At 74.5% G+C, this 13613-nt stretch carries 15 protein-coding genes; all 15 read right to left on the bottom strand.

Translation table 11 applies throughout. The features are described 5' to 3' along the window. Position 1 precedes the first annotated feature (1 nt). The gene (locus OJ962_RS16860) at positions 2-925 is read right to left on the bottom strand and encodes an alpha-glutamyl/putrescinyl thymine pyrophosphorylase clade 3 protein (RefSeq protein ID WP_202956711.1); all 924 of its coding nucleotides are present in this window, start codon (positions 923-925) and stop codon (positions 2-4) included. Between the two features lie 9 nt (positions 926-934). After that, on the bottom strand, positions 935-2083 hold the full coding sequence (locus tag OJ962_RS16855) for a cytochrome P450 (protein WP_202956710.1): 1149 nt from the start codon (positions 2081-2083) through the stop codon (positions 935-937). Between the two features lie 105 nt (positions 2084-2188). Then, positions 2189-3355 carry an ABC transporter permease gene (locus OJ962_RS16850; RefSeq protein WP_202956709.1) on the bottom strand — a complete coding sequence of 389 codons (1167 nt, stop codon included), beginning with the start codon at positions 3353-3355 and terminating at the stop codon, positions 2189-2191. Continuing rightward, positions 3352-4059 carry an ABC transporter ATP-binding protein gene (locus OJ962_RS16845; RefSeq protein WP_202956708.1) on the bottom strand — a complete coding sequence of 236 codons (708 nt, stop codon included), beginning with the start codon at positions 4057-4059 and terminating at the stop codon, positions 3352-3354. Before OJ962_RS16845 ends, OJ962_RS16850 begins: the two co-directional genes overlap by 4 nt. Next, complete coding sequence (locus OJ962_RS16840; protein ID WP_202956707.1) at positions 4056-5057, bottom strand: peptidoglycan-binding protein; 1002 nt, start codon at positions 5055-5057, stop codon at positions 4056-4058. The genes OJ962_RS16845 and OJ962_RS16840 overlap by 4 nt, the downstream gene beginning before the upstream one ends. Continuing rightward, positions 5054-5554 (bottom strand): hypothetical protein, encoded by a 501-nt coding sequence (locus OJ962_RS16835; protein ID WP_202956706.1) that lies wholly within the window; start codon positions 5552-5554, stop codon positions 5054-5056. The genes OJ962_RS16840 and OJ962_RS16835 overlap by 4 nt, the downstream gene beginning before the upstream one ends. A 45-nt stretch (positions 5555-5599) precedes the next feature. Further along, positions 5600-6892, bottom strand: a complete 1293-nt coding sequence (locus tag OJ962_RS16830) for a sensor histidine kinase (protein ID WP_202956705.1) — start codon at positions 6890-6892, stop codon at positions 5600-5602. After that, complete coding sequence (locus tag OJ962_RS16825) at positions 6889-7551, bottom strand: response regulator transcription factor (protein ID WP_202956704.1); 663 nt, start codon at positions 7549-7551, stop codon at positions 6889-6891. The genes OJ962_RS16830 and OJ962_RS16825 overlap by 4 nt, the downstream gene beginning before the upstream one ends. A gap of 48 nt (positions 7552-7599) precedes the next feature. Continuing rightward, positions 7600-7989 (bottom strand): DUF2203 domain-containing protein, encoded by a 390-nt coding sequence (locus OJ962_RS16820; protein ID WP_202956703.1) that lies wholly within the window; start codon positions 7987-7989, stop codon positions 7600-7602. A 68-nt stretch (positions 7990-8057) separates the two neighbouring features. Then, on the bottom strand, positions 8058-8531 hold the full coding sequence (locus tag OJ962_RS16815; protein WP_202956702.1) for a GNAT family N-acetyltransferase: 474 nt from the start codon (positions 8529-8531) through the stop codon (positions 8058-8060). Next, positions 8528-8983: a hypothetical protein gene (locus OJ962_RS16810; protein ID WP_202956701.1), complete on the bottom strand. Its 456-nt coding sequence runs from the start codon at positions 8981-8983 to the stop codon at positions 8528-8530. The genes OJ962_RS16815 and OJ962_RS16810 overlap by 4 nt, the downstream gene beginning before the upstream one ends. Beyond that, positions 8983-9339: a hypothetical protein gene (locus OJ962_RS16805; protein ID WP_202956700.1), complete on the bottom strand. Its 357-nt coding sequence runs from the start codon at positions 9337-9339 to the stop codon at positions 8983-8985. The genes OJ962_RS16810 and OJ962_RS16805 overlap by 1 nt, the downstream gene beginning before the upstream one ends. Then, a complete protein-coding gene (locus tag OJ962_RS16800) occupies positions 9336-12197 on the bottom strand; it encodes an ATP-binding protein (protein WP_202956699.1) in 2862 nt (953 codons plus the stop codon). The genes OJ962_RS16805 and OJ962_RS16800 overlap by 4 nt, the downstream gene beginning before the upstream one ends. Positions 12198-12259: 62 nt before the next feature. Further along, complete coding sequence (locus OJ962_RS16795) at positions 12260-13243, bottom strand: hypothetical protein (RefSeq protein WP_202956698.1); 984 nt, start codon at positions 13241-13243, stop codon at positions 12260-12262. 32 nt (positions 13244-13275) lie between these two features. Beyond that, positions 13276-13524: a hypothetical protein gene (locus OJ962_RS16790; RefSeq protein WP_202956697.1), complete on the bottom strand. Its 249-nt coding sequence runs from the start codon at positions 13522-13524 to the stop codon at positions 13276-13278. Positions 13525-13613 lie beyond the last annotated feature (89 nt).

The raw sequence follows: 13613 nt of genomic DNA, 5'->3' as shown, positions 1-13613 counted from the left end.
CTTACCGGAGACTGAGGGCGGCGGCGACGCCCGGGGCCGGGTCCGCGGTGAGGTCCACGTGCTCGCCCGGCGTGCCCCAGACGGCCAGGCCGCGGTCGAGCGCCGCGATCGGCAGATCCGCGGCCTCCGCCAGCGCCTTCGCGCGGCGCTCCAGCAGCATCCGGTCGCCGGAGACCAGCGCGCGCTTGGCGGCCAGCGTCGCGGCGTCGTCCTCGATGAAGTGCAGCGAGCCCGCCTCGAGCGGGTAGCGGCCGGCCGCGCCCAGCGTCGTGAGCAGCTCGAAGCGGGCGGTGCGGCCGAAGCCCGGCAGCGCCAGGCGCTCGAACACGCGGTCGAAGCGGCGCTGCGGCGTCCATACCTCCTCGCCCGTGAACGCCTGCGGCTGCCCACCGGCGCGCTCGACCCACGCGAGGTAGGCGTTGGCCGTCTTCTGCTTGGCCGCGGGCAGCGCGGACAGGTCCTTCTCGGCCCAGGTCGGCTGCGCCTCGACGAGCACGTCCTCGAGGTCGGGCGCGAGCGCGATCAGGAACGCGAGCCAGGTCGCGTCGTCCAGGTCCGGCGTGGTCGCGATCGCGGGGTGCGGCCCCGGCGGCTCGAGCCGCGCGGCCGCCTGCGTCAGCGCGCCGGCGAGCCGTTCCGCGTCGGCCGTGGCCCGCAGGCCCGGGACGAGCGGGTTGCGGTAGCCGTCATCCGCCGCGCGCGCGAGCTTGCGCGTGACGACGCGGTTGGAGCTGCTGGACTTCGCGGACGCACTGCGTGAGCTCCCACCGGAAGCGCGCTGGGAACGCGGCGTGGACGTCGCCCCGGGCTTGCGCACGGTGACGTACTTGATGGGCGCCTGCTCACGGAGGCGGTCGTCGAGCTCCCGCGAGCAGATCGAGCACTTGTTGGTGGGCCGGTTGTGGCGACAGAACGAGCCGGTCATCGCGCCGACTCACGCTAGCGGGTCGGCGATGATCTCCGCGCCTCGTGCGGGCGCGAGGGTGATGCTGCGACGGCGCATCCGCTCGCCTTGCGCCCGCGGCGGCCGCAGGCGGAACCGGCCGCTCACGGCTCGTAACACCTCGCGCAGCTCGAGCGTCGCGAACGCCGCGCCGACGCAGCGGCGCGTGCCGCCGCCGAACGGGATCGGCTTGCCGCGGCGGTTCGCGAGGTAGATGCAGGGCGCGACGTAGACGCCTTCCGGCAGCGTGTGGCCCGCGAGCGTGTACGGCTGCAGCGTCTTGCGGGCGGTGATCGACAGCACGGGACGGGTTCTGAGCACCTCGTCGATGAACGGCTGCGGGTCGGCGGTGAGGTCCGCGGGGTGACGCGCGAGCCGCTCCAGCGCCCACGCGAGCGCGGTCGCGGTGGTCTCGTGACCGGCGGCGAGCAGCGTCACGAGCTGGTCGCGCAGCTCTTCGCGGGTGGCGCCGGACTGCTTGAGCAGGTCGAGGATCGACTCGGTCTCGCTGGGCTGGTCGATGCGCGCGTAGACGAGCTCGTCGATGCGCTCGACGGCCTTCAGGAAGCGCCCGTACGGGCCGAAGTCGCGCTGGACGAGCGACATCGCGATCAGGTTCGGCGTGCTCTGCGTGAGATCGAGCGCGGAGCGCAGCGCGTGCTTGAGCTCGGCGTCCTGGGAGCCGAAGATGACGCGCTGGATGATCTCGAGCGTGAGCTCCTGCATCCGCGGGAGCGCGCGGAAGGGCGTCCCGGTCGGCCACGTGTCCAGGTGCGCGTGGGCGAGCGTGCTGATCGTGTCGGACCAGCGCCGCAGCGCCTCACCATGGAAGGGCGGCAGCACGAGGCGCCGCTGCTTGAGGTGCTCGTCGCCATGGAGGACGAGCAGGCTGTTGCGGCCCACGAACGGCTCGAGGAAGTCCGCCGCGTCGCCGCCCTGCAGCACGTCGGGCGGCGCCGCGTAGGCACGCTTGATCTCCTCGGGGTCGCTCGTGAGCACCATCGGCGCGTCCGACCACGCCGTGCGGATCGTGAACGGCTCGCCGTACTTGGCCTGCGCCTGGCGCAGGAAGTGCGTCGGCCGCACGATCCACTCGATCGTCTGGAACGCGCTGGGAGCCTTCGGCCCGGGCGGGAGCACCCCCCAAACCTAAAGGGGACTGTCCCTCTTTAGGAACACCCGCCGGGGTGAGCGACGGTGACAAGCCAAAAACGTGCCCTGAACCTAAAGAGGGACTGTCCCTCTTTAGGAACGGAGCGCCTCCGTGGGCGAGAGGCGGGCGGCGCGCAGGGCCGGGTAGAGGCCGGCGACGCCGCCCGCGACGACCGCGACGAGCACGCCGCCGCCGAGGGCGACGAGCGGCACGGCCACGATCCAGCCCTCGTTGAGCGCGTAGCCCGCGGTGACGGCCGCGCCCAGCGCGGTCCCGATCACGCCGCCCGCGCCCGCGAGCAGCAGCGACTCGGTCAGGAACTGCGTGCCGACGTGGCGGCGCGTGGCCCCGAGCGCGCGCCGCAGCCCGATCTCCGGCCGGCGTTCCAGCACCGAGATCACCATCACGTTCGCGATCCCCACGCCGCCGACCAGCAGGGCGACGGCGCCGAGGCCGAGGAACAGCGACGTGAACGCGGTCTTGGCCGCCGCTCGCGCCTCCAGCGCGTCGGACGGGCGCGAGACGTCGACCTCCTCCGGCCGCTCCGGGTTGGCGGTCGCGCCCAGCAGGTCGCGGACGCCTTCGACGCGCTCCTGGTCGGCGCGGACGAAGACCGTGCTCGGGTTCGGGTCCAGGTCGAAGTACGTCTTCGCGGCCGCGAAGCCGATCAGCGCCGCGGTGTCGAGGCTCGGGGCCAGCGCGACCGGGTCGAGGATGCCGATGACGGTGAACCAGCGCCCGCCGAGCCAGACGCGCGAGTCGGCGTCGTCGATGCCGAGCGTCGCGGCCGTCTGGGCGCCGAGCACGACCGCCGGGTAACGGCCGGTGGCGGCGTCCAGGAAGCGCCCGCGGCGCACGCTGGCGCCGACGGCGTCCCGCAGCGCCGGGTCGGCGGCGACGACGCCGATGCCGCCCGTCTCGGCCTCGTCGATGGCGGGGCTGCGGCGCACGGTCGCCTCGCCGACGGCGGCGGTGGCCGCGACCGACTCGACGCCGTTCACGCGCCGGAGCATCGCCGACGCGGACTCGGGCAGCGTCGAGTCCTCGCCGAGGAAGGACTGGCCGGGCGCGACCTGCAGCAGGTTCGTGCCGAGCTCGTCGAGCTGCGCGAGCAGGTCGGCCTTCGAGGACTCGCTGATGCCGAGCACGGCGACCATCGACGCCACGCCGATCGCGATCCCGAGCGCCGACAGCGCCGCGCGGGCGCGCCGCGTGCGCAGGCCCAGCGCGCCGGTCCGGAGGACGTCCGCGGCGGTCATGCCACGACCCCGTCCATGATCTGCACCCGGCGCGGGAAGGCGTCCGCGATCGCGTGGTCGTGCGTGATCGTGACGATCGTCGAGCCCGCCGCGTGCAGCTCCTGCAGCAGCGCGAGGATGCCCGCGCCGGTGCGGCTGTCGAGGTTGCCGGTGGGCTCGTCGGCGAACAGGATCGCGGGCCGGCCGACGAGCGCGCGGGCGATCGCGACCCGCTGGCGCTCGCCGCCCGAGAGCTTGGACGGCGAGTGGTCCAGGCGGTGCTCGAGGCCCACCGCGGTCAGCGCCTCGCGGGCCCGCGCCCGCCGCTCGCCCGGCGCGACGTCGGCGTACAGCAGCCCGGTCGCGACGTTGTCGAGCGCGGTCATGCCGTCGAGGAGGAAGAACTGCTGGAAGACGAACCCGATCGAGCGCGCCCGCAGCGCCGCCAGCGCACGCTCCCCGAGCGCGGCCGTGTCGGCGCCGGCCACGTGGACCTCGCCGGACGTCGGCCGCTCCAGCGTCCCCATCACGTGCAGCAGCGTCGACTTGCCCGATCCGGACGGCCCGACGATCGCCACCGCCTCCCCCGGCCGCACGCTCAGGGACACGCCGCGCAGCGCCTCGACGCCGCCGGCGTAGACCTTGCGCACATCGACGAGCCGCAGGACGGCCTCCTCGCGGGACGCGGCGACATGGCCGGGTGCGACGGGTGTGGGGGACGTCATCGCGCGGTCACCACCTTCAGGCCCTCGCGCACGCCGGCGCCGGACACCTCGACCAGGTCGTCCGCGTACAGCCCCGTCTCCACGGGCAGCTTGCGCCCGTCCGGCAGTTCGAGCGCGTACCCGCCGCCCTGGCGCGCGAGCAGCGCCTTGACCGGGACGGCCAGGGCGTCGCGTGCGGCCTCGACGGCGAAGCCGACCTCGACGGGCGCCTGGTCGAGCTCGTTGCGGCGCCCGCGCAGCGTGATGGTGACCTCGACGGTCGGGTCGCTCTCCTCGTCCGCCTGGCTGGCGACCGTCCCGACGTCGGTGATGCGCCCGTCGGCCACGTCACCCGTCGGCAGCTCGACGCTCACGGTCGCGCCGCGCTTGGCCAGGTGCTGGCGGCGCGCGTCGAGCGCGACGACGACCTCGCGCTCCACCGACGAGATCGCCGCGACCGGCCGGCCCGGAGCGGTCGCCTCGCCCACGGTGCCCTTCGCCTCGCCGATGCGCGTCGCGCCGGCGCGGAAGACGATCTCGCCGCGGCTGAGCGTGCCGTCGTCCTCGAGCTCCCGGTCGCGCTGGAAGTCCTCGACGGCCTCCGTCGTCTCCCAATCCCAGTCGTCGTCGACGGTGCCGGGGTCGTAGCCCAGCGCGCGCAGGTTGCGCTCGAGCTGGCGCACGTCCTCGCCGTCGGTCATCGAGGGCGAGAAGTCGCGCCAGGTGGGCAGCTCGCCGTAGAGCAGGAACGCGGCGGGCGCGCCGTCGACCGCGTACAGCGAGTGCCCGCGGGTGACGACCGTTCCCGGCGCGCGCAGCCCGGTCAGCGTCCCGGAGACGCCGCTCGCGAGCGTGCCCGGGTCCGCGAACCCGAGCGTGCCGGGCAGGTTCTCGCGGTCGACGAGGTCCGTGCGCTCGACGGTCGCGGTCTCGCGCGGAGCGGCGGGCGTCTCGGTCGCCGGCGCCTCGCTCCCGCACCCGGCGGCGACGAGCGCGACCAGCACCACCGAGCGTCTCACCCCTCGCCTCCGGGCCCGGGCAGCGTCTTCTCGCACGCCTGCTGCGCCTTCTGGAACGCCGGGCTCTCCGGATCGAGCTCGCGGGTCATCTTCATCCGCGCGCCACCGTTTTCGTCGAACGTCGGGTCCGGGAAGTCCTCGATGCCGTTCTCGCGCATGCAACGCGAGTGCTCGAGCGCCCTGGCCTTGAACTCGGCCTTGTCCTCGTCGGACATCTCGGGCGGCTTGATCGCCTCCTGGTACTTCGCACACGCCTGCTCGGCGGTGCGCAGCTTGTCCGGGTCGATTCGCTGGCCGGGCGCGCCGACCGCCATCGTCACGCGCCCGCCCTCGAACTTCGGGTCGGGCATGTCGACGCCGTTCTCGCGCATGCAGCGCGCGTAGTCGAGCATCGCCTGGCGGTTCTGGTCGGCCGCGGGCTCGCTCGGAGTCTCCTTCTCCGCGCCGCACCCGGCGACGACGGCGACAGCGGCGGCGAGCAGGATTCGTCTGGTCATGCCCGCCACGGTCCCGAGCGGGACTGAGACGCCCGTTTTCCGAACCTAGGAAGTTGCTGAGAGCCGCAGCCGCAGCAGCGCACCGCCGCCGTCGGCGGCCTCGGCGGCGACCGTCCCGCCGTGCGTCTCGGCCACCTGGCGCACGATCGCGAGCCCGAGGCCGGAGCCGGGCCGCCCGCGCGCCGCGTCCGCGCGGTAGAAGCGGTCGAACACGTGCGGGAGGTCGGCCGCCGGGATGCCGGGGCCGCGGTCGCGCACGGTCAGCTCGCCGTCGCGCAGGCGCACGTCCACGACGCTCCCGGCCGGCGAGTACTTGGCGGCGTTGTCGAGCAGGTTGCCCACGGCGCGGTCCAGCCGGGACGGGACGCCGTTGATGAGCGTCGGCTCGAGCTCGGTGGTGTAGGTGATGTGCGGCGCGTGCCGGCGGGCCCGCTCCACCGCGCCTTCGACCAGCATGTCGAGGCGCACGTCCTCGATCTCGAGCTCCTCGTCGCGCGCGAGCTCGGTGAGGTCGCCGACCAGGCCCGTGAGCTCCTCCAGCTGGGCCACCAGGTCCGCGCGCAGACGCTCGCGATCGGTCGCGTCCGGCGGCCCGCCGCGCGCGAGCACCTCGAGGTTCGTGCGCAGTGAGGTGAGCGGAGTGCGCAGCTCGTGCGAGGCGTCGGCGACCAGCTGCTTCTGCGCGCGTTGCGAGCGCTCCAGCGCTTCCAGCATCGTGTTGAACGCGGTCGCCAGGCGGGCGATCTCGTCGTCGCCGTGGGCGTCGATCCGGCGCGTGAGGTCGCGCGTGGAGGCGACGTGCTCGGCCGTGGTCGTGAGCTCGGACACGGGGCGCGCGGCGGCGCGCATGGCGAGCCGGCTCAGGACGACCGCGAGTGCGATCCCCGCCGCGGCCAGCACCCCGAGCGCGATCCGCAGGCGCGCGAGCGCCGAGTCGACCTCGGTCAGCGGCCGCGCGACGAACAGCGTCATGCCGTCGCCGGCCTGCGCGACGTGGACGCGGACGTGGACGCCGTCGATCTCGCGGTCGGCGAAGAACGGGCCCTCGCGACCTTCGGCCACCGCGCGCATGAGCTCCTCATCCGGGCCCACGATCGGCTGGGTGCGCCGGATCTCGGTCACGAACGCGGGCGGCGCCTCGGTCAGCAGATCGGCGCGGCGGATCAGCGTCGCGCCCATCTCCCCCGGCACGCGCTGCGCGACCTCGCGTTCGAGGGCGGCGTCGATCTCGGCGCGCAACGTGGTGCGCACCGCCCAGTAGGCGAGCACGCAGCCGAGCACCGCGACGAACGCGACCGCCACGCCGCAGGACAGCGTCAGCCGGCGCCGGAAGCTCACCGCTCACGCAGGACGTAGCCGACGCCCCGCACGGTCTGGATCAGCCGCGGCTCGCCGAGCTTGCGGCGCAGGTAGCCGACGTAGACCTCGAGCGAGTTCGAGCTCGGGCCGAAGTCGTAGCCCCACACGTGCTCGAAGATCTGCGTGCGGGTCAGCACCTGCCGCGGGTGGCGCAGCAGCAGCTCGAGCAGCAGGAACTCGGTGCGGGTGAGCTCGATCGGCGTGTCCCCGCGGGTGACGGTATGGCCGGCGGGGTCGAGCGTGAGGTCCGCGTAGCGCAGCCGCTCGGTGTTCGGGCCGCCGCTTCTTCTCAGCAGCGCTCGCAGCCGCGCGCCGAGCTCCTCCAGCGCGAACGGCTTGATGAGGTAGTCGTCGGCGCCGGCGTCCAGTCCCGCGACCCGGTCCGGGACGGCGTCGCGCGCGGTGAGCATGAGCACCGGCGTGTGGTCCCCGGCGGCACGCAGGCGGCGGCAGACCTCGAGCCCGTCCGGTTCGGGCATGAGGACGTCGAGGACGATCGCGTCCGGCGGCTGGTCGGCGAGCGCGTCGAGCGCCTGGCGGCCGTCCGCGGCGAGCTCGACCTTGTAGCCGTCCATGCGCAGCGCACGGTCGAGTGCGTCGCGTACTGAGGGCTCGTCGTCCACTACGAGGATGCGCACATGCGCAATCCTCGGGGCGTTACCTGAGAACCGTGTAAGAAGGGGGAACTACGACCAGGGGTCCAGCGGGAAGCGGCTCGGATAGCCGGCTTCGGCGGTGTGCCAGTGAGCGACTTCCTGCTCGTCCACCTGCCAGCACAGGTAGACCTCGCGGCCGTCGCGCAGGGACGGGAAGTCGATCAAGCCGGCCTCGAGATCGCGGACCAGCAGGTCCAGCTCCTCCAGGTGCTCGAAGCCCAGCGTCGCGGCCACGGCGGCCTGCGCGCGTTCGCGCCCCGGAAACGCGCCGCCGACCACGTCGGCGAGCGTCGCGAAGCCCGTGTCGAAGCCCTCGTCCTGGAGCACCCGCTTCGCCGCCTGCAGGCGACGAACCGTCGAGCGCACCTCAGGGAGGAGAGCGTTGGCCTGGTCGGCGGTGTAATGGCGTTGGTGAAGCATCGTCTTGGTTGTCGGGTTACCCGTTCTTCACATCGGCAGACCCGCGGGTTCCAGGACTCCCCGAAGGTCTAGGGGAATGCGGGCGCGTAGTGGAACGTGCCGCGGACGTCGTCGGTGTAGGCGGGCAGCGGAAGGACCATCCACGCCTCGGAAGGCGCGTCGTAGGTGGATTCGATGCCGAGCTCGGCGCCGGGCCGGAAGCCGAAGCGCGGGTAGTAGGTCGGGTGGCCGAGGAGGCCGATCAGCGTGTAGTCGGTGTGCTGCGCGCGTTCGATCACGGCGCGTATGAGCTCGCTCCCGATGCCCTGGCGCTGATAGGTCGTGTCGACGGCGATCGGGCCGAGCGCGAGCGCGGGGTGGTCGTCGACGCGCGCCTTGCTCGTCATCACGTGGCCGTGCGGGTGCACGAGGCACAGCTCCGGCACATGGTCGCCCGCGGCGCGCAGGTCCTCCACGAGCTGCGCCTCCAGCGGCTGCGGAAACGCGCCTGCGTGGATGGCGCGGATGCGGGCGTAGTCGTCGGGCGTCTCGGGGCGGATCACAGCTCGAACTGGGCGTCCCCGGCACCGAGCACGACGGGTTCGCCGACGCGTGCGGCGAACGTGATCGGCGTCTCGGGGTCGTTGGTGGCGAACTCGGCACTGGCGACGGTCAGGCCGCCGAACGCGGCGGCGAGCGCGAGCACCGAGTCCCGCAGGTGCTCGACCGTGCCGAGCGGCGCCGAGAGCTCGCCGGTGTCGAGGTCGATGTCGATCGCGGTGTGCGGGGTCGGGCGGATGTCGGGGAGCGGCTTCGCGGGCGCGTTCAGCGCGGCGTTGTGCGGGACGGTCGCGACGTGCTCGCCCTCGGTGACCTCGGCGTCGAGGAACTCGTCGACCTCGATCATCGCGGGCTCCTGGTCCGGGCGGTCGAGGATGACGACGACGCGCTGGGCCTGCGAGGCCTGCTGGAAGGCGCGCGCGGTGGCGATCGCGGTGAGCGTGGGTTCGTCCATCAGGCTGCTGCGGCTCCGGCCTTGCGCGCCTCGATCTCGTGCGGGTTGTTGCTGTAGCCCTGCGCGATGTAGCTCCACCACATTCGCAGCCGGTGATCCTGGTCCTGCCACACGTGGCAGAGCTCGTGCGCGATCAGGCTCGGTGCGCACTGGTAGAGCGGGCGCTTGATCAGGATCAGCGGGCCCATGTTGTAGCCGTGGAAGCGACGGAACCAGGGGAGCTTGAACAGCCGCGGGACGTGCAGGATGCGCACGCGGGCGATGTCCACCGGCTCGGGATAGAAGTCGAGCGTGTCGAGCGTCCGCTTGGCCCGCTCGAGCGCCGCCCGCTCCTCCGGGGTCCGTCGCAGGTTCACGGCTCGATCAGCGGCGCGATGTAGGCGGCGATCAGCTCCGCGGCCAGCGTGTCGGGGTCGGTCGGCGTCGCGGACTGGCGTGCCGCGGCGTGTTGCGCGGCCTCCAGCAGCACGCCGGTGCCGACCCGGCCCGCGTAGTGGACGAGCTTCTCCGCCGCAGCCGTGGCGGTCGCGTCGTGGCCGGCGGCGTGCCGGATCGCGGCGTGTAGCTCCTCGCCGCCGGGGGCGTGCACGTCGACGACCGCGAACCGCCGCAGGATCGCCGCGCGCGGCGGCTGCGGGTCGTTCCACGTGGCGATCAGCCGCCAGTCCTCGGCCGCCGTCGCCTCCCCGGACGCGAACGTGACCGGCACCCCGCCGAGGAACGAGCTCAGCGGCGCGAGCGCGCTCGTGAACGCGTCCGGGTCGAGCTCGTCGACGATCACCCACCGGCCCTGAGTCGCCGCCTCCGGGATCACGTCGCGCGGATCGCCGGTGACGACGGTGGCTCCGCGCGCCTTGCCCTCCTGTGCCGCGGCGCGCGTGACCGCCATCGCCAGCGTCGTCTTGCCGGAGCCGGGCGCCCCGGTGAGCAGCAGGTGCTTGCCCGTGGCGAGCGCCGCGGCGATGTTCGCGTACACGCCCGCGGGCAGCCGCAACCCGGCGGAGATCCCCGCGGCGCGGACCGTGGCGACGTCCACGAACGCCGGCCCGGCGGGAGGCGGCGAGACGTCGATCGCTGACGCAGCCGAGGACACCCACGCAGCGGCGGCATCTCCGGCCGGGTCCGGCAAAGGCGCGGCGGCGCCATTCCCTGTGGCCGGCGGAGATGACGGCGGCGCGGCGGCGGGCGGCGCCGACGACTGCGGCGGCGCGACGGAGGCGTCGCCGGCCGCGGCGGACGACGACGACAACGCGGCGCCCCCATCCTCGGCCGACGTGGTGGACGACACCGCGGGAACCTCGCCGGGCGCGCCCGCCGGGGACTCCGTAGGCGCCGCAGACGAACGCGTCGGCGCGGCGGACCCGGCAGGGGGCGCGGACGACGGCGTCACGGCCGGGACCTCGCCGGGGGCCGGCGCGGACGACGCGGGCGCGTCGGACGAATACCCGGCGGGCGGCGCCGACTGCGACGCCGCGGCGTCTCCGGCTCCGGCCGGCGGCGCCGACGACTGCGGCGACGCGGCCATCCCATCTCCGACTGGCGGCGCCGACGACTCCGGCGACGCGGCATCCCCGGCCCCGACCGGCGGCGTGAACGACTGCGGCGCGGCGGCGTCCTCCGCAGCAGGCGGACCCGACGACTCCGGCGACACGGCATCCGCGTCTCCGACCGGGGGAGCCGACGAGTGCGGCGCGACGGCGTCCCCCGCCGCAGGCGTCTCCGACGAGTCCGACGACGCAGACACCCCGTCCGCGCTTGGCGGCGCCGGCGAGTGCGGCGCGACGGCGTCCTCCGCGGCAGGCGGACCCGACGACTCCGGCGACACGGCCACTTCGTCCGCGCGTGGCGGCGCCGGCGAGTGCGGCGCGACGGCGTCCTCCGCGGCAGGCGGCGCCGACGACTGCGGCGCAACGGCCTCGCCCGCGGCTGGCGGCGCGAACGACTGCGGCGTGGCGGCGTCTCCCGCGGCGGGCGGCGTCGACGACGGTGTCACGGCGGGGACCTCGCCCGGAGCCGGCGCGGACGAAGGCGGCGCCGTGGAGGTCTCCTCCCGATATCCGGCGGGCGGCACCGAGGACTGCGGCGCGGCGTCTCCGGCCGGAGCCGACGTGGGCGGGGCCGATGACGGCGTCACCGCGGGGACCTCTCCGGGCGCGGACGAGGGCGGCGCCGGCGAGTAGGGCGCCGCGTCTGCGGCCGGCGGCGGCCACGACGCGCGCTCCTCGGGCGAGGGCGGGGCGGCGGCGGGTCCGCCGGGCACCGACGGGGTGCTCAGCGGGTCGCCCGGGGTCACGCCGGGCATCGCGCTCGGGGCGCCGGCGAACGGGAGCAGCGGGTCCCCGCTGGGGGTCGGGGGGCGCTCGGAGACCGGGACCTCCTCGCTCGCGCGGGGGACGATCGGCGGGCGGGCGGGGTTGTCGGCGCCGCCCGCGGCCGAGGAGATCACGGTGTGGTAGCCGCCGCTCTCGTCGCGGGCCGGCTCGGCCGGCGCCGGCTCGGGCTCGGGCTCGGGCTCGGGTTCGGGCTCGACGACCTCGGGGGCGGGAGCGGCGAACTCGTGCGCGGCCGCGGCGCGGACGGCCTCGGCGCCGCCCGGATTCAGCTGCGCGGCGATGTCGGCCAGGGACATGTGGACCGGCAGGGTGAGCTCGCCGCGGAGCTGCTCGCCCGTCGCGGTCAGGCGGTGCCCGCCGTCGATCAGCTCGAGGTCGAGCAGCAACGTGAGGTGGCGCTCGCCCTGGATCAGCAGCGTGTTCTCGTTGTCCCAGCCGGCGCGGCCGAGGTAGGCCATCGAGCGGCCGAAGTCCATGGTCGAGATGCGCGTGCCGGGCGGGACGCTCGCCAGCAGGCTCAGGCCGATCGCCAACCCGTGGAAGATCGAGTCGGTCATATGGCGCTCGCGCAGCTGGCGGCGCAGCCACTCGGCCTGCTGCGAGCTGACGTCGAACGGCGCGTCGGGATCGCCGGAGCGGACGTAGCGCTTGCCGATGTCGGTCAGCTCGACGACCCCGCGGTCCTCCTTGACGAGCCCCGCCAACCGGCCGAAGGAGATGAAGTGCCGCAGGCGCCCGAGCGCGTTCTCGAGCCCGGGCGGGAACAGCTCGTCGAGGTTGAACTCGGTGACGAACTCGTCGGTACGCAGCCGCCCACGTTGCTCGATCGCGCGCAGGAGGCCATGAGCATCGCCGAGGCGGGTCGCGGGAATCGGGCGCATCCGTAGACCCTATTGGGGCACGCCGAGGCGCGCGAGGCCGCCCTCGCGCGCGGACAGGCTGCTTACTTGTCCTGGCCCGTCGGCACCGCGCCGTCCGGCGGCGTCCCGGCGGCGCCGTTCGCGGTCTGCGGCGGCTCCTTCGCCTCCGGCTTGGCGGTCGCGGGCGCGGTCTGCCCGCTCGGCGGCTTGGAGGCCGGCTTGGCCACGGCGGACTTGACCGCGGGCTTCTTCGCGGCGCCCGCCGCGGGCTTCTTCTTCGCCGCGGCCGGCTTCTTGGCCTCGAGCTCGGGCGGGAGCGTCGGCGTCGTGGCGGTGGACGCCGCGGCCTTCTTCTTCGCAGCGGCCGCCTTGGGCTTGGCCGCCGCCGAGCCGCCCTTCTCGGTGCCCGGGTACGCGCCCGCTCGGGCGACGTCCTTCGCCGTCGGCTTGGCGGGCGGCGCGAGCTTGGCCGCCGGCTTCTTGGAGGGCGCCGCGGGCTTCGCCGTCGCGGGCGGCGCGGGCGCAGCCGCCGCGGGCTTCTTCGCGGGCGCCGCGGGCTTGGTGGCCGCGACCTTCTTGGCCACCGCCGGCTTCTTCGCGGGCGCCTCCGGCTTGGTCGCCGCCACCTTCTTGGCGACCGCGGGCGTCTTCTTCACCACCGCCGCCGGCTTCTTGATGACCGGCTTCGCCGCCGCCGGTTTGGTCTTCGCGCGCGGCTTGGGCTTGGCCTGACCGGTCGCGACGACGCCCTCGGTCGCTGTGGCGGCCGCGGCGTTCGCCGTCCCGAGCGGCTCCACGTTCGGCCCCGCCTTCGCCACCGCACCCCGGCCCGACGGCCTGGGCTTCGCCTTCGCCTTGGCCTTCGACGTCCGTGCCGTGCCCGACTTCGGCGCGGCGGGCGCTCCCATCTTCGGCGCCCCGACGGCATCGGGCGCCGGCGAGGCCGCAGGCTTGGGTTCAGCCGACGACGTGTCGTCGTCGCTGCTCAGGACCCGGCCCGCGAGACCGGCCGCCTTGCCGACGAGGTCGGTCGCGGTGTCGATCAGCTTCTTCGGTAGCGATGGCATACGGGCTTCATCCTGCCCGCCGCCTCGCGCAGCTATGCGGCGAGCGCCAACTCCGCGTCCCCGCAGGCCAGCGCGAGCGCCTCCGCGGCGGACAGGCGCGCGACGAGCTCACCGCCGCAGGCGTCCCTCAGCTCGCCGCGCACGCGCCCGCTGACGGACACGTCGAAGTGCAGCTCGAGCTCGTCGGCCACCAGGTCGTGCGCCCGCTCCCAGGCAGCGTCGACCTCGGCCAGCACCTCGGCGGGCAGAGCGGGAACGGTGTCATGGAAGAAGCGGGGCATCTGGGTCTCCTACGAGAACAACGGCTGGCAACCGGAGTAGTCGACCCTCCCCCATATGGGGTACATGGGGTCGGGACCCCAGTCGTGGA

The organism is Solirubrobacter deserti (assembly GCF_027587175.1).
GTDB classification, from domain to species: Bacteria; Actinomycetota; Thermoleophilia; order Solirubrobacterales; family Solirubrobacteraceae; genus Solirubrobacter; species Solirubrobacter deserti.
This window is presented reverse-complemented; position numbering and strand designations above follow the sequence as displayed.

Excerpts from the sequence above, each read along its gene's own strand:
- OJ962_RS16800 (WP_202956699.1), bottom strand. The coding sequence starts at position 12,197 with ATGCGCCCGATTCCCGCGACCCGCCTCGGCGATGCTCATGGCCTCCTG.
- OJ962_RS16790 (WP_202956697.1), bottom strand. The coding sequence starts at position 13,524 with ATGCCCCGCTTCTTCCATGACACCGTTCCCGCTCTGCCCGCCGAGGTG.
- OJ962_RS16820 (WP_202956703.1), bottom strand. The coding sequence starts at position 7,989 with ATGCTTCACCAACGCCATTACACCGCCGACCAGGCCAACGCTCTCCTC.
- OJ962_RS16850 (WP_202956709.1), bottom strand. The coding sequence starts at position 3,355 with ATGACCGCCGCGGACGTCCTCCGGACCGGCGCGCTGGGCCTGCGCACG.
- OJ962_RS16795 (WP_202956698.1), bottom strand. The coding sequence starts at position 13,243 with ATGCCATCGCTACCGAAGAAGCTGATCGACACCGCGACCGACCTCGTC.
- OJ962_RS16810 (WP_202956701.1), bottom strand. The coding sequence starts at position 8,983 with ATGGACGAACCCACGCTCACCGCGATCGCCACCGCGCGCGCCTTCCAG.
- OJ962_RS16835 (WP_202956706.1), bottom strand. The coding sequence starts at position 5,554 with ATGACCAGACGAATCCTGCTCGCCGCCGCTGTCGCCGTCGTCGCCGGG.
- OJ962_RS16845 (WP_202956708.1), bottom strand. The coding sequence starts at position 4,059 with ATGACGTCCCCCACACCCGTCGCACCCGGCCATGTCGCCGCGTCCCGC.
- OJ962_RS16860 (WP_202956711.1), bottom strand. The coding sequence starts at position 925 with ATGACCGGCTCGTTCTGTCGCCACAACCGGCCCACCAACAAGTGCTCG.